Source organism: Luteitalea sp. (assembly GCF_022842525.1).
Classification (GTDB): domain Bacteria; phylum Acidobacteriota; class Vicinamibacteria; order Vicinamibacterales; family Vicinamibacteraceae; genus Luteitalea.
Window position 1 is genome coordinate 5,360 of record NZ_JALHPM010000097.1, and the last position, 20,241, is coordinate 25,600.

Here is a 20,241-nt window from a genome sequence, read left to right on the forward strand (position 1 = left end):
CGCCACAGTTCGCGCAGGGGCCCGAGGCGCTCGACCAGGTGCACGTGGTGACCGCGGCGGGCAATCGTGTGCCGCTGTCGGCGTTCAGTCGCTACACGCGGACGTCGGCCGACGACCGCATCAGCCGCAACGACCAGTTCGCGTCGGCCAACGTCTCGTTCGAGCTGGCCCCGGGGGTGAGCCTCAGCCAGGCCGAGGTCGCCATCAATCGCGCCGTGTCGCTGCTGACGCTGCCGACCAACATCCAGGGTCGGCTGCAGGGCAACGCCAGTCTCTTCCAGCGCATGCAGGGCAATCAGCCGATTGCCATCCTCGGCACCCTGCTCATCGTCTACATCGTGCTCGGCGTGCTGTACGAGAGCTATCTCCACCCACTGACGATCCTCTCGACGCTGCCCTCGGCCGGCGCGGGCGCGCTGCTGGCTTTGCTGCTGCTCGAGACGGAGTTCAGCCTGGTCGCCCTGCTCGGGCTGTTCCTGCTGATCGGCGTGGTGATGAAGAACGCCATCCTGATGATCGACGTCGCCCTGCAACTGGAGCGCGAGGGCGGCGCCACGCCGGACGAGGCGATTCGTCAGGCCTGCCTGCTGCGTCTGCGGCCGATCCTGATGACGACGATGTCGGCGCTGCTCGGGGCCTTGCCGCTGATGCTGGGCACGGGCGAGGGCGCGGAGTTGCGACAGCCACTCGGGATTGCCATCGTCGGCGGGCTGGTGGTGAGTCAGGTGCTCACGCTGTACACGACGCCGGTGGTGTATCTGTATCTGGAGAACATGCGCGTGCGCGTCAACCGGCGCCGCGGCCATTCGGTGACCGACGAGGTCGTGCGCGACACGCCGCCGACGCCACTGCGCCACGCCTGATCCACTCGTTTCAAAACGAGTTACGGGTGCGCCCTGCTGCGTAGCTGGCTCTGCGTCCAGTCGAGGCTTACCGCGGCCAAGTGTCAACCTTTGCCGCGCCAGGCGTGAGCGTCTTCGACCCTGTCACACCGCTCGCGTGACGAGGGACGTGTCGCCGGACGCCGGCGCTGCCCCAGACGTTGCCACCCCGAGCGCAGACGCTCGCCGGCAGTGGCGCGCCGGGGCGAGGCCAAGCCGAGCCGCCCCGCCCCAGAGTGAGCGGGACGCTACACGGCAGGGGGCGCCGGGGGGGGCACGCGTGCGTCGACCCCCAGTTCGTTCTGCATGCGTTCGTACCAGGCGTCGTCCTCGAGCGCATTGAGTTCGACCCACTGCTCGTCGGTCATCGACGCCCGCCACGCGAGGAAGGGCGCCGCATCGGCCCCGGCGGTGTGACGAAGCTGCCACGTACCGCTCTCGACGATGTCCCGGATGACCCCGGCGGTGACGCTCGGCGGAATGGGGTTCGACAGCGCCGCCCGAAACAACCCGCCGAATCTGCGGCTCTGCGGGTAGATCGACGTGCCGCCCTGTTCGATGCCGTGCGCCATCTTCGTGTCCTGGATCCCTGGTTCGACGATGGCCACACGAATGTTGAACGCCTTGACCTCGCCCGCCAGCGCTTCGCTGATGGCCTCGAGCGCGAACTTCGACGCAGCGTAGGGTCCCAGCGGCGAAGCCACGATGCGGCCGGACACCGAGGACACGTTGATGATGCAACCACTGCCCGCCGCCCGCATGCGGGGCAGCACCGCCTTGATGCACCGGACGGCACCAAAGTAGTTGGTCTCCATCACGGCCCGGAACACCTCGAGCGGCACCTCCTCGACCGAGCCGTGCGGCCCCAGCCCGGCGTTGTTGACGAGCACGTCCAGCGGGCCGGGGATGGCGGCGAAGCACGATGCGACCGACTCGTTCGAATCGACGTCCAGCGCGCGGATGTCGATGGGCAGCCCTTCGGCGCGGGCCATCGCCTCGAGTTCCGGGGCGCCCGCGGGGTTGCGCATCGTCGCAATGACGTGATGCCCGGCGCGCGCGAGTGCCAGCGCGGTCTGCAGTCCAATGCCCGAACTCGTGCCCGTGACCAGAACGCTGCTCATCGTACCTGCCTCCTGTCGTGACAGCGCCGTGCCCGCCAGCCGCTGCTGGTGACGGCGGTGCCGATCCTGGGTTGTGGACGAGGCCGCATGATACCTCTGCCTCGAGAAGCCGCGTCATCGATGCGGGTCGCTGACGCCCACCTTCACCAGCGCAGCGACATGCACGACAGACCAGCGTCCAGCTTCATCACCTCGTCCAGCCTCAGGTCGCGGACGGCGTAGCCGCGGCCCGCGAGCAGGGCCGCGGTGCGCGGGAAGCCGGCGGCGATCAGCACCGTGCCATTGATGCAGAGCGCGTTGGCCACGGCCTCCTCGCCCTCGGGCACGACCACCGTGGCCAGCCCCGGAAACAGCCCGGCGTCGGCGACGGCGCGCGTCGCGAGCACGGTCTCGTCATCCAGCAGGGAGCACCCGGTCTTGAGATGCAGGACGCCGGGCGGCGGCGTGACGATGACCGCACGCCGACCGAGGGAGGCGAGAATCCGCGCGAGACGGGTGGCGCCCGCGAGATCGGTCCGGGCAGACAGGCCGATGTACACCGCATCGCACGTCAGCAGCACGTCGCCGCCGTCGGCGAACCCGACGTCGCTGTCTCGGCTGGGCTCGGGGCGTCCACCGGTCCCACTGTCGGCGCTGCCGTGGCGGCCTTCCATCTCGCCCTCGCTGCCCCCGCTGCCCTCGCCGTGCTCGCCGGCCTCGCCCAGCGCCCGCACCTGCGCGAATCGCGACCGCAGCACAGGCTCGAGCGCCGCCGTCTCGCCGAGTCGCGACGGCGCCCCGGGGCGCAGCAGGATGGCCGCCTCGGGAAAGACGAGCGCCGGGTCCTCGACGAACACGCTGTCGGGATGGGCCTCGAGCGGATCGAGGACGTCCACGGTCAGGCCGAGGCGAGTCAGCGTGTCGACGTAGGCCGCGTGTTCGCGGCGGAGCGCCGCGACGTCCGGTGCGCCGCGATCCACCGTACGCAAGCCGTCGACGGCGGACTCGGCAGGGCGGCGGACAATGGCATGGGTGAATCGGGTCGCGGACGTCATCGGGCGGTCGCAGTATCGACCTCCCGGGCACGCCGACGCAACGGCAGCGCCGCACGCGCCTTGACAGCACCACCACGCCCGAGGAACGCTGCCCCATGCTGCACCGCCCCGGTCGACGCGCCTTCCTCGCCGCAGCCGCGGCATCCTCGGTGCTGCGCGCCGCACTGGCGCAGGCGCACCAGGCGCCGCCGCGCCGTCTCGACCGCCTGAAGCTGCTGCAATACCGCGACGCCCAGGGGGCGGTGCACCCCGTGACCACCACGGCGCAGTGGAGAGACCGCCGCGACGAGATTCTGCGCGGCATGCAGCAGGTGATGGGCCCGTTCCCCGGCGACGACCGCCGCGTGCCGCTGGCGATGGCGGTGACCGCCGAGGTCGACTGCGGCAGCTATCTGCGGCGCACGATCACCTACACCGCCGAGCCCGGAGGACGCACCCCGGCCTACCTGCTCGTGCCGAAACGAGCGCTGGCGCCGGGGGCGCGCGCGCGCGCCGTGCTGTGCCTGCACCCGACCGAGCACACCATCGGCTACGACGTCGCGGTCGGCCTCGGCGGCAAACCCAATCGCGCCTACGCGGCGGAGTTGGCCGAGCGCGGCTTCGTCACGCTCGCGCCGTCCTATCCGCTGCTCGCGGCGTACCAGCCCGACGTCATCGGTCTGGGGTACGCGAGCGGGACGATGAAGGCGATCTGGGACAACGTCCGCGGCCTCGACCTCCTGGCGTCGCTGCCCTTCGTGTCGCCAGCGGGTTTTGGCGCGATCGGCCACTCCCTCGGCGGACACAACGCCGTGTACACCGCCGCCTTCGACGATCGCCTGCGCGTCATCGTCTCGAGCTGCGGCCTGGACCTCTACACCGACTACTACGGCGGCGACCCGAAGGTGTGGCAGCCCGAGAAGGGGTGGTGTCAGCTGCGCTACATGCCACGCCTGCTCGACTACGCCGGTCGTCTCGACGACATCCCGTTCGACTTTGCGGAGATGGTCGGGACGCTGGCGCCTCGCCGGTGCTTCATCAGCGCCCCCCTGCGCGACGCCAACTTCAGATGGCAGAGCGTGGACCGCATCGTCGCGGCGGCACGCCCGGTCTATGGCCTCCTGGGCGCGCCGGATGCCCTCACCGTGGCGCATCCGGACAGCGACCACGACTTCCCCGATGCCATGCGGCAGCAAGCCTACGCGCTCTTCGATCGGTACCTGTCATGAGCGGGAGGTCGCGGTCGTGACGTCCCCACGCGCGTACGTCCCGGGGGAGGCCGTGCTGGTGGTCGCGCTCAAGCGGCGTGGCGCGATCGTCGAGCGACGGGGCCGCGCCTATCGCGTGGCCGTCGGCGGGCTCACCATCACCTGTCGCGACGACGAGTTGCAGCGCGTGGTCGTGCCGGCGCGCGGCCGAACACCGCAGACGGTCGTGCCACCCCGGCGCCCGACACGCACGGGAACGACCGACACGGCGGGGGGCGCCGCACGCCAGACACCCGTGCCCGGACGCACGAGCGCGCCACGGACGAAGGGAGAGGATGCCACGTCGTCCATCGACCTGCACGGCTTCACGACGCTCGAGGTCCGCGAGGCCCTGCTCACCCACCTCGATGCCGCGATCCGCGCCGGCCACGCCGTCGTCGAGGTCGTGCACGGCATCGGCACGGGCAAGGTGCGCGCGACGGTGCTGGCCGAACTGCAGCGGCTGCCGGTGGTCCGCGAGATTCGCCGGCATCCGACCAACCGCGGCGTCACGCTCGTGTTCCTGTGACGCCGGCCTTCAGCCTTGGGCCTTGGGCCTTGGGCCTTGGGTCTTGGGTCTTGGGCCTTGGGCCTTGGGCCTTAACCCTTCAGCCTTCGGCATTCGGCATTCGGCATTCGGCATTCGACCAAGGCCCGCCCCGCACTGCATTGTGAATTCTGCATTGTGAATTACAGGGGATACGCAATATATCCCTTGTTGATCGCCGACAGCTTGCGGCGCAGCTCGTAGACGCCACCGCCCTCCCGGGTGCGGCTCGCGTCGGTGTTGCCCTCGATGGTGTGGATGAACCCACCCTCGACGCCCTGCACGAATCCCGTGTGCCCCTTGCCGGCGCCGTAGTCCATCACGAAGACCATGCCGGGCACGATGAGCGCGGGGTCGGCGGCGGCACGGGAGCCGACCACCCGGGTGGCGCCGCGGCTGACGGCGCGGTTCCAGTGATCGAGGCAGCCGGCGGTGCGCACCATCGGGTTGGCGAGGCCGTGTGCGGTGGCGACCTCGTCGAAGCACCAGTACACGAAGGCACAGCACCACGGCTTGCTCTTGGCCGGCAGGGTCAGCGAGACGCCGACGCGCGAGAGATACCGGTCCACCTCAGGCCCGCTGTTGGAATTGACCGGCACTTCCCGGACGTGCAACTGGGAGCGGGCCTTCTCGAGCAGCGCCGCGAAGAACGGCGAGGACGGCCTCGTCGTCTCCGGCACGGCGTGATCGCCGAACAGCGCCGCCCAGGTATGCGGGCCGACCTTGCCATCGGCCTTCAGCGGCTGCCCAAGGCGGTCGACGTGCTGGGCCTGGAACAACTTCACCGCCGCGACGGTCTCCGGGCCGAAGACGCCGCTCTCGGCCGGCACCGTGTAGGCCAGCGCCTTGAGTCGCGCCTGCACCGCGCGAACCATCGCGGCATCCGTCTCGCCTGCCTTGATCGTGCGTCCCGGGTATGTCCGTGTCGTGGTCACGTCGCGTTCCAGTCCTTTCGGTCGTCGAGGGCCGCGGTCACTGCTCGCAGGTCGACCACGGGCGCAGCGGCGCGCCCGACGGCGCGTCGGCCCGGGTGATGCGCACGGTCGCGGGGCCACCGGCGTTGTTGCGATAGAAGCAGTCCCAGCCGAGGCAGGGGAAGATGACGTCGTTGACCCAGATGGACAGCGGACCGTCCTGCCCGGCCAGAAAGGTCCCCTCCGGCACGGGGATGCGCAGTGGGTTGGTCGAGCCGATCTCGACGACGGGAACGAGCCAGTTCGCCGTGATCTCGCGCCGCAACGGCACGGCAAGCGTCAGCAGTGCCTTCTGCACGGCCGAGGCACCTGGCGCATGCAGCGAGGAGAACCCGGACGTGCTCGTCACCGGCATCGTCCAGTCCGTCCACGCGCCGGTGCGTCGCGTCGTCGCCGACAGCGCGGCCTCCGTGGTACTGCACGCCCCGGGCAGCGCGATCTCGACCCGGTAGCGCTGTCCCTTCTCCACCGTCACGCCGGTCGCGTTGCACAGGAGGTGCGGCCACAGCGCGAACGTGTCCCGCTCGCCGTCACGGCGCGTCGGCTCCGCCTGACTGCACGTGGAGGCCTGCAGCACGCCGGCACGACTGCGAATCTCGAACGCCGTGCGCAGCGGCAGGACGCCCGCCAGCAGCACCAGCAGGGCAATGCCGAAGACGTGCGGCAACAGATGGTACGAGACGAAGTGGAAGGTGCGTCGATAGGCGCCACTCGTACGCAGGCGATAGACCCAGTCGGTCGGCGAGCTGACCGGCGGCACGGGTCTGGCCCGCATGCCGTGGTCCAGGAAGACGGCCCGCATGTGGTCGACGGCCGCCACCTTGAGTCGCAGGCTCCACGCGATGAGCGCCAGGATGAAGACGGCGCCCGTGAACAACTGGAAGGGCCGCTGCTGGTAGTACTGGAGCCAGGGCGCCAGCGCGCCGGGCAGGATGGTGTCGAGCAGACCGACCAGCGACGCCAGCGTGGCCTGCGGCGCACCGAGCCAGGTGAGACGCTCACGGGCCGGGCACAACGGGATCAGCAGCAGGACCAGCGTCGCGGCCACCGTCAGGAAGTAGGCGATGCGCCGCCACCACACCGCGTTGAGGGCGCGCTCCTGGCGCAGCCGCCTGGCATGCCGCTGCGTGGGGTGCTCGAACGGGTTGGCGGCCACCGACGCTCCTGGGTCGTCGTCGTCTCCGTCGTGCAGGATTCGTCCGTCCGTCGAGACCACCGCGTAGCGCTCCGGCAGGATCGGGGGCGCGTAGCCATCGACGTTCTGGCGAATCCGTTCCAGCACGCTCTCGTGAATCTTGGGGCGGTCGACGTAGACATCGGCGTGACGGTCGTGACACAGGCGCTCCACCGGGCGCGGATGATAGCGGTAGTAGACGCCGAGCCCTCGCCGCGAATCGTGCATCGGCGCGGCGACGATGCCGCGATCGATCCAGTCGACGGGAATGCGGCCCTCGGCACCGCACAGGCTGGGCCTGAAGCGGAGTCCCTTCTTCCAGGCTTCCTCGGCCATCCATCGCAGCGGCGTGTGCGCGAGCGTGTCGTCCGGATAGCCGCCGCCGACGTTGGAGTGCATCCCGGCGAACCACACCTGCGACACCCGCTCCTGGTCGAGACTCGTGGAGGTGAGGTTCTGCGGCTCCTCCTGCTCGGTCCACAGCAGCGGAAAGAACGTCTGCCGCTCATCGTCGAGCGCCAGGGCGTGGCAGGCGCGGCGCACGCGATCGGAGACGCGGCGGTCCTTGGGCAGCATCGGCCAGATCCAGGCCTCCCACCCGCGCGTCAGTTCGTCGACCGGCAAGCCGTACGCCGCGACCGTGTCCCACACCCCGAGGAACTCGATCTCCGCCTTGAGCGTGCGCGAGGCATCGAATCGCGTCTTGCCCCACGCCCAATCCCAGCCCCGCAGGACCAGATCGCGCGCCAGGCGGCCAAGCCGCACCGGCCACGAGTGGGGAAAGCGGTCGGCACGATACTGCCGATAGGCCCACAGCGACAGCCGGCGGAGTTCGGCCTCGGAGTCGGTCTGCACCAGGCCGACGCGGGCCACCAGCGCGGCGAGGATACGGGCCGTGTAGGCGCCTCGACTGAAGCCGAACGCGAAGATGCGATCGGTGTGCGCCGGATTGTCGGGATCGACCGCGTAGGCCCGACACAGGAACATGTAGAGGTCCAGGACGTTGCGCTTCAGGCCGTAGCCGAAGGCGCCCCCGAGCACCGCGATCGGCTTGAACGACGCCGTGCCGACGCCATCGTCGTAGAGCGCCACCTGTGCGCCCGACGCCAGGTCGAGCGCCTCGTACAGGCGCCAGACGTTGGTCTTCTGCAGCTTGGCGGCGCTGTTGCCGGTGCCATCGGAGAGGACGACGAGGTTGCGCGGCACGAAGGGAGTGCGGGGCGAGGTGGGCATGGGGGGCTGCAGGGGACAACGCATCAGCGCGGGCGACCGTACACGCGCCCCGCGAATCCCTGCGATTGGCGACCATTCCGGTCCTCTTCCTCTAGTGTCTTGGGAGAATGGCGCCGCGACTCATCCGGGGCTATAGTGCGCGCATGGCCGACGGCGATCACGACCTGACGCACCTCCCTGACCTTCGGCAGAAGCCGCAACATGGTCCGGTCCGCAGCAGGCGGCCCATCTACCAGGACCTGCTCCCGCCGTGCAACCATGCGTGCCCGGCGGGAGAGCCGATACAAGGCTGGCTCGATCATGCGCAAGCGGGCAGGTACCGCGAGGCCTGGTCCCTGCTGGTCCAGGCCAATCCCTTCCCCGCCATCCACGGCCGCGTCTGCTACCACCCCTGCGAATCCTCCTGCAATCGCACCAGACTCGACGGCGCCGTCAGCATCCACTCGGTCGAACGCTTCCTCGGTGACATGGCCCTCGCAGAGGGCTGGCCGCTGCCGGCTGGTGCCCCGCCCTCGGGGCAGTCGGTGCTCGTCGTCGGAGCCGGGCCGAGCGGCCTGTCGGCCGCCTATCATCTGCGTCGCCTCGGCCACGACGTGCTGGTGCGCGACGCCGGTCCGGTTGCCGGCGGCATGATGCACTTCGGCATTCCGGCCTATCGGCTGCCCCGCGCCGTGCTCGACGCCGAGGTTCAGCGCCTGGTGGACATGGGCGTGCGGTTCGAGTTCACCCACAAGGTCACCGACCTCGAAGCGGAATGGCAGGAGGGGGCATTCGCCGCCGTCTTCCTCGCCGTCGGCGCGCATATCGGCAAGCGGGCCGGCATCCCCGCCCGCGATGCGGGACGCATGCTCGATGCGCTGGCGTTTCTCAAGGACGTCGAGGCCGGGGCGCCGCCGAAGCTCGGACGTCGCGTGGCCATCTACGGCGGTGGCAACACGGCGATGGATGCGGCGCGCACCGCGGTGCGCCTCGGGCACGAGCCGCTGATCATCTACCGTCGCGACCGCGACCACATGCCGGCGCACGCCGAGGAAGCCGACGATGCCCTCGAGGAGGGCGTGAAGATCCACTGGCTGCGGTCGATCACCGCGATGGAGGGCGACGCCCTCACCGTCGAAGTGATGGCGCTCGACGACAAGGGGCGGCCGCGCGGGACCGGCGTGTTCGAGACCATCGAAGCCGACGCGCTCATCCTCGCGCTGGGTCACGACACCGATACCGGCTTCCTGAAGACGGTCGCCGGCGTCACGCTGGCCGACGACGGCAGCGTGATCGTCGACGCGGCGATGATGACGGGACGCGCCGGCCTGTTCGCCGGCGGCGACATGATTCCCGCCGAACGCACCGTGACCTACGCCACGGGCCACGGGCGCCGGGCCGCCACGCACATCGACGCCTGGCTGCGACAGCAGGCGTACCACGCGCCTGCCGTCCAGGAGATCGCGACGTTCGAGAAGCTGCACCTCTGGTTCTACACCGACGTGTCGCACCGCCCGCAGCCGCGTCTCGGCGCGGAGGACCGCAAGGGCACGTTCGGCGAGGTGGTGGCCGGTCTCACGGAGCCGGAGGCGCAGCACGAAGCCGCGCGCTGCCTGTCGTGCGGCACCTGCTTCGAATGCGATGGCTGTTATGCGGCCTGCCCCGAGGACGCCGTGATCAAGCTCGGGCCCGGCAGACGCTACGAGTACGACTACACGAAATGCACCGGCTGCGCCGTGTGCTTCGAGCAGTGTCCCTGCCACGCCATCTCGATGGTGCGCGAGCCCGACGCACAGTGAGCCCCCTCATGTCCTCGTCTCCGACTCCCGAAGCGCCCGTGCTGGCCACCGTCGATGGCAACGAGGCGGCGGCCAGCGTCGCCTACCGTCTCAACGAGGTCTGCGCGATCTATCCGATCACGCCGTCGTCCACGATGGCCGAACTCGCCGACCAGTGGTCGGGCGAGCGACGTCCGAACATCTGGGGCGACATCCCGACGGTGGTCGAGATGCAGAGCGAGGGCGGCGCCGCCGGAGCCGTGCACGGCGCGCTGCAGGGCGGGGCGCTCACGACGACGTTCACGGCGTCGCAGGGCCTGCTGCTGATGATTCCGAACATGTACAAGATTGCCGGCGAGCTGACGCCGGCGGTCTTCCATGTCGCGGCCCGCGCGCTGGCGTCGCATGCGCTCTCGATCTTCGGCGACCACCAGGACGTGATGGCGGTGCGCGCCACCGGGTTCGCCCAGTTGGCCTCGGCGTCCGTGCAGGAAGCACACGACCTGGCCGCCATCGCGCAGATGGCCACCCTCGAGTCGCGGGTGCCGTTCGTGCACTTCTTCGACGGCTTCCGCACCTCGCACGAGATCACCCGCATCCAGATGCTCTCGGACGACGACCTGCGGGCGCTGATCGACACCTCGCTGATCACGGCGCATCGGCAACGGTCACTCAGTCCGGACCACCCGTTCATTCGCGGCACGGCCCAGAACCCCGACGTCTACTTCCAGATGCGCGAGGCGGCCAATGCCATCCACGCCCGCGTGCCGGCGGTGGTCGAGGCGGCGATGGCCCGCTTCGCCGCACGGACGGGACGCGCCTACCACCTCGTGGAGTACCACGGCGCACCCGACGCGGAACGCGTCATCGTGCTCATGGGCTCCGGCGTCGGCGCGGCCGCCGAGGCGGTCGAGGCCCTGGTGGCACGCGGCGCGAAGGTCGGCGTGCTGCACCTGCGGCTGTATCGCCCCTTCCCCGCGGCCAGGCTGCTCGAGGCGTTGCCGGCCAGCGTGCGAACCATCGCCGTGCTCGACCGCACCAAGGAACCGGGCGCCAACGGCGAACCGCTCTACCTCGACGTCGTGGCCGCCCTGGCCGACGGTGTGGCGCGGGGCCTGCGGCCGACGATGCCGCGCGTGGTCGGCGGCCGGTACGGCTTGTCGTCCAAGGAGTTCACCCCGGCCATGGTCGCGGCCGTGTTCGACGAGATCGCACGGCCGCAGCCGCGATCCGGGTTCACCGTCGGCATCACCGACGATGTCCACGGCACCAGCCTGGCGGTGGACGACACCTTCACCACCGAGCACGAGGATGTGTTCAGGGCGGTGTTCTACGGGCTCGGCGCCGACGGCACGGTGGGCGCCAACAAGAACACGATCAAGATCATCGGTGAGGACCCGGACGTCCACGTCCAGGCGTACTTCGTCTACGACTCCAAGAAGTCCGGGTCACAGACGGTGTCGCACCTGCGCTTCGGACCGCGGCCGATCCAGTCCACCTACCTCGTGCGCGAGGCGCAGTTCATCGGGTGCCACCAGTTCCAGTTCATCGAGAAGGTGGACGTGCTGACGCTGGCCGCCAAGGGCGCCACGTTGCTGCTCAACAGCGTGCACGACGCGGCGACGGTCTGGGAGTACCTGCCGCGCGAGGTGCAGGACCGGATCGTCGAACGCGGCATGTCGGTGTGGGTGATCGACGCCAACAAGGTCGCGCGCGCCGTCGGCCTCGGCGGCCACACCAACAGCGTGCTGCAGACGTGCTTCTTCGCCGTGTCGGGCGTGCTGCCGCGCGAGCGGGCCATCGAAAAGATCAAGAAGGCCATCGAGAAGACCTACCGCAGCAAGGGCGCAGAGGTCGTGCGCAAGAACTTCGAGGCCGTCGATCGCACGATCGAGGCCCTGGCGCGGGTGGACGTGCCGATGCACGCCTCCGGCACCCGCCGCATGCTGCCGATCGTCGCCGCTGGCGCCCCGGCGTTCGTCACCGACGTTGTCGCCGAGATGCTGGCAGGGCGAGGCGATCAGCTGCCGGTGAGCGCGTTCCCCATCGACGGCACCTTCCCGAGCGCGACCTCACGCTGGGAGAAGCGCGGCATCTCCGACACGGCGCCGGTGTGGGAGCCCTCGCTGTGCATCCAGTGCGGCAACTGCTCGTTCGTGTGTCCGCACGCGGTGATCCGCACGCGGGTGTACGGCGCGAACAGGCTCGAGGGCGCGCCCGAGGGCTTCAGGAGCGCACGCATCGAGGCCCGAGGCTTCCCCGACAGCCGCTACACCCTGCAGATCTACGAGGAGGACTGCACCGGCTGCACGCTGTGCGTCGACGTCTGCCCGGTGAAGGATCCGTCCGAGAGCGGCCGACGCGCCATCAACATGGCGACCCGCGCCCTCGACCCCGCCCCGGCCCGCGCACAGGTGGCCTTCTTCGAGACGCTGCCGGTGACCGAGCGCGGCCACGTGGACTTCTCGACAGTGCGTGGCACACAGCTGCTCGAGCCGCTGTTCGAGTTCTCCGGCGCCTGTGCCGGCTGCGGCGAGACACCGTACCTGAAGCTGGTCTCGCAGCTGTTCGGCGATCGCATGGTGGTGGCCAACGCGACTGGCTGCTCGTCCATCTACGGCGGCAACCTGCCGACGACGCCGTGGGCGACCAACCACGAGGGCCGCGGTCCGGCGTGGGCCAACTCGCTGTTCGAAGACAACGCCGAGTTCGGGCTCGGCATGCGGCTGGCCGCCGACCACCAGCTCGCGGCCGCGCGGCGCCTGCTTGCGGTGCTGCGGCCGCAGATCGGCGAGGACCTGGTCGACGACCTGATCAACGCCCCGCAGCGCACCGAGTTCGACATTCGCCAGCAGCGGGGCCGGGTGGCCGAGCTGCTCGATCGCCTGGGCGCCGTGCAGCACGCGCTGGTGCCGACCCTCGCCGCGGTGGCGGGGCAACTGGTGCGGCGCAGCGTCTGGATCATCGGCGGCGACGGCTGGGCCTACGACATCGGATCGGGAGGCCTCGATCACGTCCTGGCCAGCGGACGCGACGTCAACGTCCTCGTGCTCGACACCGAGGTCTACTCCAACACGGGCGGACAGGCCTCCAAGTCGACGCCGCTCGGTGCGGCCGCCAAGTTCGCGAGCGCCGGCAAGCAGACCGAGAAGAAGGACCTCGCCATGCAGGCGATGGCTTACGGCCATGTCTACGTGGCTCGCGTCGCCATGGGCGCCAACCCGCAACAGACGCTCGATGCGCTGCGCGAGGCCGAAGCCTACGAGGGACCGTCGCTCGTGCTGGCCTATTCGCACTGCATCGCGCACGGCATCGACATGACGCAGGGCCTGCACCAGCAGGACCGCGCCGTGCACTCGGGCTACTGGCCGCTCGTGCGGTACAACCCCGAGTTGCGCGCCGCCGGCGAACGTCCGTTCACGCTCGACTCGGTGCGCCCGACGATCCCGTTCCGGACCTATGCCGAGCAGGAGCTGCGCTATCGCATGCTGCTCCTGAGCGACCCCGTCCGCGGCGAGGCCCTGCTCCGCCAGGCGCAGGAGGCCGTGACCCGCAAGTGGAAGCAGTACGAAGACCTCGCGGAGTTGAGGTAGCTCATGCCGGATCTCTCCACCACCTATCTCGGCCTCCCGCTGCAGCACCCGATCGTCGCCTCGGCGGGACCGATCTCGCAGTCGCTCGACGGCATCCGCCGCCTCGAGGACGGCGGCGCCGCCGCCATCGTGCTCTTCTCGCTGTTCGAGGAGCAGATCCGTCTCGAGAACGCTGCCATCGACCGCCTGATGGCCGTCGGCGCCGACAGCTCCGGCGAGGCCAGCAGCTACTTCCCCCCGATGGGCGACTTCGCTGCCGGCCCGGAGGCGTACCTGACGATCGTCCGGCAGGCGCGCCAGGCCGTCCGCGTGCCGATCATCGCCAGCCTCAACGGCTCCACGCCCGATGGCTGGGTCGACTACGCGCGGCAACTGCATGACGCCGGCGCGCACGCCATCGAGCTGAACCTCTTCCACATCCCGGCGGACCTCGACGCGACGGGCCGTGACGTCGAGCAGCGCTACGAAGACGTCGTGCGCTCGGTCTGCAGCGCCGTGCCGATCCCGGTGGCGGTGAAGATCAGCCCCTACTTCAGTGCGCTCGGCGAGATGGCTCGCCGTTTCGTGCAGGCGGGCGCGCGTGGGCTGGTGCTCTTCAATCGCTTCTACCAGCCGGACTTCGATCTCGATCGGATGGAGGTGACGCCGTCGCTCGAGCTGAGCGCCCCGACCGAGATCCGCCTCCCGCTGCTCTGGCTGGCCGTCCTGCGCGGGCGGCTCGAGGCGTCGCTGGCCGCCACCACGGGCGTCCACTCGCACCTCGAAGCGGCCAAGTATCTGCTGGCCGGCGCCGACGTGGTGATGACGACATCGGCGGTGCTCAAGCACGGGCCAGGTCACCTCGCGGTGATCCGAGCCGACCTCGATCGGTGGATGGACTCGAAGGGATTCGCCTCGGTCGCGCAGATCCGCGGCTCGATGAGCCAGCAGCACGTCGCCGACCCGACGGCGTTCGAGCGGGCCAACTACATCAAGATTCTTCAGAGCTGGCGGGCGTAGGGCGGGCCTGGTCGCCGAGCGGGCCGTCGGTCGGCAGCGGCCGGATGTCGCCTGCGGGCCGTGGCGCCCACGAGCCGAGCCGGTTGCGCAGGACGTGCCACAGGGCCGGCCCCGGCGGTGCGTCCACGACCTCCGCCACGAACAGACTGACGTCGTCGTGCGTCAGCACCGACGACCCCGTGTGCGCGACCAGACCGGCACGCAGGTGGTCGACCAGGGCCGCGTGGGGGCCCTCGAACTCGCCGAGCAGCCGGGCGAGTCCCGCCTGCCCGAGTTCCTCGCCGTCTGGCGACGTCGCCTCGAGCACCCCGTCGGTCAGCAACAGGAGGCGGTCGCCCTGGCTCGTCGGGATGCGGCGACGCGTGAACCCCGGGGCCAGCCCCGTGCCGAGCGGCAGGCCGACCGGCCCGCGCGACGACGACCGCGCCGGCTCAGGATCGATGGGGGCCCACGTCCCGGAGGCTGCGGTGTAGAGCCAGGCCGGGGGATGGCCCGCGTACGACACCGTCAGCCTACGGCTCGGCGGGTAGTAGGTGACCATGACCGCCGTGGTGATGGTGGCCAGCGGGGTCGTGCTGACGCGACGGTCGATCGCGCGCAGCACCCGGCGCTCGTCCATCGTGTCGACGCTGCGGCGCAACTGGCCGTACATCTCGCGCCCGACGGCGGCCACGGCGTCGCCGTGGCCCGCCACATCAGCCAGGCACACGCGCGTCAGCAGGCCCGACCCGCACACCGAGAGGTAGTGGATGTCGCCGCCGTGCGGCCCGTCACAGGCGCTCGAGTACAGCGTGCCTTCGAGGCCGGGCAGGTCGATGGCGGCATGCACCACCTGGTTGCCACCCCGCACCTCGCCGCACGCCAGTCCGGTGTTTCCCACGTTGGTTTGATGCCCCGTGCCCCCGTGGCGTTCCCACGCGGCGGTGGGTGTGGCGGGAGCGTCTGCCTACCTGCCCGACGCGAGACGGATGCGCCGGTACTCCATCTGGCCGCGGTCGGCTTCGAGCCCGATGCCGCCGCTTGGCGGCACCTTGAACGCCTTCTCGATGACCTCGCCATTGCAGGTGACGACGGCCGTCTCGCCGGTCACGGTGATGACGAGTTCGTTCCACTCCTGCGGCCGGTAGCTGGCCAGCGTCGTGTACGGGCCCGACAGGCGATAGTCGCGGACCTGCAGCTGCGGGCCGCGCAGGAAGACGCCGCCATCGGCGTACGGCGTGGCCCGGAACTCCAGTTTCAGTACGAAATCGCCGTCGAAGGTCTTCGTCGTCCAGAGCTGCTGCACCTTGCGACCTTCCGGCGGCGTGACCGCCACGATGTGGTCGCCGATGACGCGCCAGCGCTGGTCCACACTCGACGTCCGGCCATCGAAGGACACCGGCGCGTCGACGAAGGGCCACAGCGCCGCGTTGGGATCGGAGGCCTGCCACTTCGCCGCGACCGCCTTCTCCTGCTCGGTGGTCGCTCGATAGCCCCAGCCGGTGAGATCGCGCCCGTTGAACAGGGCCGTGAAGCCGTCCTCCACCGCGAACGTGCCGGGCACCGGCGCGAGCAGACCCGTGGCCTCGAGCACCGGACGCAGCGCCGCCGCCCATCGGGCGTAGCCGGCGTCGTTGAGGTGCAACAGGTCGGGAAACTCCGCGATCGGGGCATCGCCCTCGGCGTCGGCCCAGAGTCGCCACGTGTCGACGGGCGTCACCTGCGGGTCGTTCTTCACGAGCGCCAGCAACCGCGCGTTGGTCTCCTTGATCAACGGCGACGGCCGCTTCATCTTCGCCGAGCTCGGGAACACCTGGCAGAGGATGATCGGCAGCCGCGGGTTGTGGTTGCGCAGGGCCGACAGGATCGACCGCACGTTGCTCTCGACGACGTCCGGACGGGCGCCCTCTTCCAGATCGTTGGTGCCGATGAGCAGCACCACCCCACGCGGGTTGAGCGCGATCACATCGTCCTGCAGGCGCAGCAGGACGCCGCGCGTAGTGTCGCCGCTGATGCCGCGGTTGGCCACCTTCATGCCTGGAAAGGCCTGCGGCAGGCGGTCGTTCCAGCCCTGGGTGATCGAGTCGCCGAGCAGGACGACCGCGCCCTGATCGGCCGCCACGTTGGTCGCCCATGCCGTGCGCTTGTCATGCCAGAGCTTGCGGAACCAGGTGTAGCGACGCAACGGCCCCACGCCGGGCAGACCATCGTCGTTGGCCGGGATGTCGAGCCGATCGACTGGCGCCGCCGCAGCCGTCGTGGTCTGCGCCCGTGCGGTCGGCGCGAGTGCCGGTGCCACGAGCAGGGCGCCCAGGGCGAGAGAGACGACGGGACCTGACCACCGGCTGGTGCGCATGGCCACAGAGGATACCGGATGCTAGCGACGGTGGCGCACGCGCACCGTGAGCACGACGAACTCGGCCGGCCTGAGCGGCGCCACGCCGATCACCAGGTGGGTCACGCCCTGGTCGACGTCGTCCTGCGTGGTGGTGGAGGCATCGCAGCGGACGAAGCAGGCCTCGGCAGGGGTGCGGCCCTGCAACGCGCCGCGGCGGAACAGCTCGATCAGGAACATCTCGACGTCGAGTCGCAGCGCCTGCCAGAGCCGGGGTCCGGACGCCTCGACGCTGGCCCACTGCACCCCGCGCGTGACACTCGCCTCGATGAACAGCGCCAGCCGGCGCACCGGCACGTACTTCCACTCGGAGGCGAGGGCATCGGCGCCTCGCAGCGTTCGGGCGCCCCACACGACGTGGCCGCCCGGGAAGGTGCGCAGCCCGTTGATGCCGGCCACGTTGAGCAGCGACTGTTCCGCGTCGTCCAGACGCACCGAGAGCGCGTCCACCCCCTCGAATCGCGCCTCGAGCCCTGCTGGGGCCTTCCACACGCCACGATGCGCGTCGATGCGGGCATAGATCCCCGCCACCGCACCGCTCGGCGCGAAGGTCGCCACCGCGCCCGGCGTCAGGGGATCGGGACAGCGCAGGCGCGGAAAGTGCAACACGGCGTTGGCGCACGCGTCATGTGGCGAGACGAGCGCCTCGAGCGCGGCGGGCGACCGTGCCTCGGCGATGCCCCATGTCTCGGGCGGGTCGACGAGGACCATCGCCCCCCGCTGGAAGGCGTAGGCGATGGCGGCATCCCAGGTCGCGCGATCGACGTCCACGCCGAACCGGAACGGCGGGATGCAGATCAGGTTCACGTCGTCGCACGCGTCGAGCATCCACAGGCCGCGCCGGCCGGCCTGGAGCGTGGGGTCCGACACGTGGAGCGCCTCGAGCGGACGCCCGTCGGTGTCGATGTTGCAGATGACGGCCTGGCGGCCGCCGTTGCGGAAGAAGTGCAGCACCGCGACGCCCAGCGGGCTCTCCGTCCACGGCCCGCCGTAGATCTGGACGAACTCCTGCGCCGACCGCACCACGCCCGGCACGCCCGTCGGACCGGTCCGGCACCGACCGATGAAGGCGGTGACGTCGGTGGACACACCGGTGATCGGACCACGGGGTGGTGGCTGCTCGACGACAACCTCGGGGTGCTCTTCGTGTGCTGGAATCGCCGCCTCCCGCCCGCGGACCGCATGCGCAGGCTCATGCATGAGAACGCCCGGCGTCGAGCCACCGCACAACGGCCCGGCCCGCCGTGCCGCCAGCCACCGATGCGGGCGATACTCTCCGTCGGGCGCAGGCGTCCGGGGGAGTCCTGATGACATGGAGTGACGTGCGGAAGGCCGTGGTGGCCGGGGTGGTGGCGCTCGTGCTGCCGTCGATGGCCGCAGCGCAGGCCACGCAGACGTTCGAGCCGCAGTTCGCGCAACCGGGCAAGGATGTCGTGTGGGTGCCGACGCCCGAGGCCATGGTGGAGGTGATGCTCGACATGGCGACGGTCACGTCACGGGACGTCGTCGTGGACCTCGGGTCCGGCGACGGCCGCCTGGTGATCGCCGCCGCCAAGCGCGGCGCGCGCGCCCGCGGCGTCGAGTACAACCCGGACATGGTGCAGCTGTCCCGGCAACGAGCCCGCGAGGCCAGCGTGCACGGCCTGGCGACCTTCGTCGAAGGGGACATGTTCGAGGCCGAGGTCGGCGACGCCACGGTGATGGTGGTCTTCCTCCTCACCGAGAACATGCGTCGCCTGCAAACCCGCTTCCTGGCCCTGCGGCCTGGCACGCGCATCGTCTCCAACACGTTCGGCATCCCGGAATGGCCAGCCGACGCCCGTGTGACGCGGCCCGATTGTTCGTCCTGGTGCACGGCCCTGCTGTGGGTCGTGCCGGCGCAGGTCCACGGCGAGTGGCAGGTCGACGAGGGCCCGCGCCTGGTGCTCGATCAGCACTTCCAGAAGGTGTCGGGCATGTTCACTGGCCCGATTGGCAGCAGCCCGATCCAGGGTGGGTCGATCACGGGTCCGACCGTCACGTTCGCCGTGGGCGAGGCGACCTATGCCCTGCGGCTCGAGGACGACCGCCTCGTCGGCACGCGCACGGAGGGCGGGCGGTCGACGCCGTGGCGCGCGACACGCGTGCGCGGCACACCGCGACCATAGACCGGCCGTGCGTCAGTGACAGAGGTCCGCGCCGGAGTCGACGATGCCGTCCACGGTGTGGAAGTCCCAGCGGTAGGTCCCTGGCAGGAGCGTGAACCTGATCACCCCCCAGGCCACGACCTTCGCTTCCGTCGTCGATCGCAGGCCGCTCGACGGGTACAGCGTGGCGCCGCCGGTGCCAACCGTGAACAGACGCGCGCCGCGCGTCGCGGGGCGTCCGTCCTGGTCGATGCGTGCGTGACGCTCGTACAGGTGGTCGTGCCCGGAGATGACGATGTCGGCCCCGGCCTCGACGAGGGCGCGCCAGAGTTCGCGCACCTGCGGGTTGTCGCCGTTGGGCCCCGAGCTCACGAGGGGGTGATGGATGATGGCCGCCACGCAGGGCACGCGCGACCGCTGCAGGTCGGCGCGCAGCCACGCCAGCTGCGGCGACCCCTCGCCCATCGGCACGTTGCTGTTGAGCGAGATCACGTGCCACGCGGCCAGGTCGTACGAGTAGTAGCCGAGGCCGTACGGACCGGCCCGCTCGCCGAAGTACTCGAAGTAGGCTGACGCGCCCGGCGACTCGTAGTCGTGGTTGCCCGGCGTGGCATACGTCCGGCCGCGGTGGCGCCCCCAGGTGCGCTGATAGCACTGGAAGTCCGCAGCGCTGCCGTGCATGTAGGCGTTGTCGCCGGCCGTGAACACCGTGCCGCTCAGCCTGTCCAGCAGGGTCGCCGTGACGGCGGCCCCCGGCTCACCGCACATGTTGATGTCACCCGCGCCCACCAGTACCGCCTCCGCGCTCGACGCGGGGGGCGCGATCGGCGCGATCGGCAGACTGGGTGACGTCGGCGTCGATTTCGTGTCGCAGCCAGCCACCGCCAGGAACACGGCCAGTCCCAGTCGAGGCGCGAGGTGGCGCCCACGGCAGCGCCGGGCGACGAGCGCAGACCGGTTGGCCATCACATGCCCACCTGAGCGATGAGTTCCTGGAAGTCGGGCGACTGACGAATGGCGGCAAACACGGGATGGACCTTCAGTGCGCAGGCCAGTGGCGTGCGCGCCTGCACGGCCGCGCGCGCCACGTCGAGCAACCCGCGCGTGTCGTCGAGCGCCACCGCGAAGCGGGCTTCGGCCGCCAGCGACCTCGGCCCTGGCAACGCGCGCGCCGTCACGAGATGGCGGGCCGCGTCGGCGCG

The 20,241-nt window shown here is 70.4% G+C and carries 16 protein-coding genes; 7 read left to right on the forward strand and 9 right to left on the reverse strand.

Annotated features, from left to right (window positions below):
- The coding region (locus Q0C41_RS18345) for an efflux RND transporter permease subunit (RefSeq protein ID WP_291986084.1) at positions 1-863 on the forward strand (863 nt) is incomplete at its 5' end.
- Positions 864-1,129: 266 nt separating this feature from the next.
- On the opposite strand, the gene Q0C41_RS18350 is transcribed toward Q0C41_RS18345, so the two are convergent.
- Positions 1,130-2,002 (reverse strand): SDR family oxidoreductase, encoded by an 873-nt coding sequence (locus tag Q0C41_RS18350; protein ID WP_291986086.1) that lies wholly within the window; start codon positions 2,000-2,002, stop codon positions 1,130-1,132.
- 143 nt (positions 2,003-2,145) lie between these two features.
- Positions 2,146-3,036 (reverse strand): dimethylarginine dimethylaminohydrolase family protein, encoded by an 891-nt coding sequence (locus tag Q0C41_RS18355; RefSeq protein WP_291986088.1) that lies wholly within the window; start codon positions 3,034-3,036, stop codon positions 2,146-2,148.
- 95 nt (positions 3,037-3,131) lie between these two features.
- Between Q0C41_RS18355 and Q0C41_RS18360 the strand changes: the two genes are divergently transcribed.
- Together Q0C41_RS18360 and Q0C41_RS18365 are read left to right on the forward strand one after the other, a co-directional pair.
- On the forward strand, positions 3,132-4,244 hold the full coding sequence (locus tag Q0C41_RS18360) for a hypothetical protein (protein WP_291986091.1): 1,113 nt from the start codon (positions 3,132-3,134) through the stop codon (positions 4,242-4,244).
- Between the two features lie 16 nt (positions 4,245-4,260).
- Positions 4,261-4,791, forward strand: a complete 531-nt coding sequence (locus Q0C41_RS18365; protein WP_291986093.1) for a Smr/MutS family protein — start codon at positions 4,261-4,263, stop codon at positions 4,789-4,791.
- 161 nt (positions 4,792-4,952) lie between these two features.
- On the opposite strand, the gene Q0C41_RS18370 is transcribed toward Q0C41_RS18365, so the two are convergent.
- Together Q0C41_RS18370 and Q0C41_RS18375 are read right to left on the reverse strand one after the other, a co-directional pair.
- Positions 4,953-5,744, reverse strand: coding sequence for a peptidoglycan-binding protein (locus tag Q0C41_RS18370; RefSeq protein ID WP_291986095.1), 792 nt, complete (start codon positions 5,742-5,744; stop codon positions 4,953-4,955).
- A 37-nt stretch (positions 5,745-5,781) separates the two neighbouring features.
- Complete coding sequence (locus Q0C41_RS18375) at positions 5,782-8,190, reverse strand: DUF2235 domain-containing protein (RefSeq protein WP_291986097.1); 2,409 nt, start codon at positions 8,188-8,190, stop codon at positions 5,782-5,784.
- Between the two features lie 143 nt (positions 8,191-8,333).
- On the opposite strand from Q0C41_RS18375, the gene Q0C41_RS18380 reads away from it, so the two are divergent.
- Genes Q0C41_RS18380 through Q0C41_RS18390 form a run of 3 tightly spaced genes read left to right on the forward strand, consistent with a single transcriptional unit; the run spans position 8,334 to position 14,539 of the window.
- Positions 8,334-9,968 (forward strand): NAD(P)-binding protein, encoded by a 1,635-nt coding sequence (locus Q0C41_RS18380; RefSeq protein WP_367079236.1) that lies wholly within the window; start codon positions 8,334-8,336, stop codon positions 9,966-9,968.
- A gap of 8 nt (positions 9,969-9,976) precedes the next feature.
- A complete protein-coding gene (nifJ, locus tag Q0C41_RS18385; protein ID WP_291986101.1) occupies positions 9,977-13,540 on the forward strand; it encodes a pyruvate:ferredoxin (flavodoxin) oxidoreductase in 3,564 nt (1,187 codons plus the stop codon).
- A gap of 3 nt (positions 13,541-13,543) precedes the next feature.
- The gene (locus Q0C41_RS18390) at positions 13,544-14,539 is read left to right on the forward strand and encodes a dihydroorotate dehydrogenase-like protein (protein ID WP_291986102.1); all 996 of its coding nucleotides are present in this window, start codon (positions 13,544-13,546) and stop codon (positions 14,537-14,539) included.
- Here Q0C41_RS18390 and Q0C41_RS18395 read toward each other — a convergent pair.
- The 3 genes from Q0C41_RS18395 to Q0C41_RS18405 all read right to left on the reverse strand — a co-directional run bounded on the left by Q0C41_RS18395 (position 14,511) and on the right by Q0C41_RS18405 (position 18,113).
- Positions 14,511-15,419: a PP2C family protein-serine/threonine phosphatase gene (locus Q0C41_RS18395; protein ID WP_291986104.1), complete on the reverse strand. Its 909-nt coding sequence runs from the start codon at positions 15,417-15,419 to the stop codon at positions 14,511-14,513. The genes Q0C41_RS18390 and Q0C41_RS18395 overlap by 29 nt on opposite strands.
- A gap of 66 nt (positions 15,420-15,485) precedes the next feature.
- Positions 15,486-16,874, reverse strand: coding sequence for a GDSL-type esterase/lipase family protein (locus Q0C41_RS18400; RefSeq protein WP_291986114.1), 1,389 nt, complete (start codon positions 16,872-16,874; stop codon positions 15,486-15,488).
- Positions 16,875-16,895: 21 nt separating this feature from the next.
- Entirely contained in the window at positions 16,896-18,113 is a 1,218-nt protein-coding gene (locus tag Q0C41_RS18405; protein ID WP_291986106.1) for a phage tail sheath subtilisin-like domain-containing protein, read from the reverse strand.
- Positions 18,114-18,220: 107 nt separating this feature from the next.
- On the opposite strand from Q0C41_RS18405, the gene Q0C41_RS18410 reads away from it, so the two are divergent.
- Positions 18,221-19,060 carry a class I SAM-dependent methyltransferase gene (locus Q0C41_RS18410; protein WP_291986108.1) on the forward strand — a complete coding sequence of 280 codons (840 nt, stop codon included), beginning with the start codon at positions 18,221-18,223 and terminating at the stop codon, positions 19,058-19,060.
- Between the two features lie 12 nt (positions 19,061-19,072).
- Here Q0C41_RS18410 and Q0C41_RS18415 read toward each other — a convergent pair whose 3' ends face one another.
- Together Q0C41_RS18415 and Q0C41_RS18420 are read right to left on the reverse strand one after the other, a co-directional pair.
- Complete coding sequence (locus Q0C41_RS18415; RefSeq protein ID WP_291986110.1) at positions 19,073-20,005, reverse strand: metallophosphoesterase; 933 nt, start codon at positions 20,003-20,005, stop codon at positions 19,073-19,075.
- Positions 20,005-20,241, reverse strand: a 237-nt coding sequence (locus Q0C41_RS18420; protein WP_291986112.1) for a hypothetical protein, incomplete at its 5' end; no start/stop codon positions are given. The genes Q0C41_RS18420 and Q0C41_RS18415, both read right to left, overlap by 1 nt.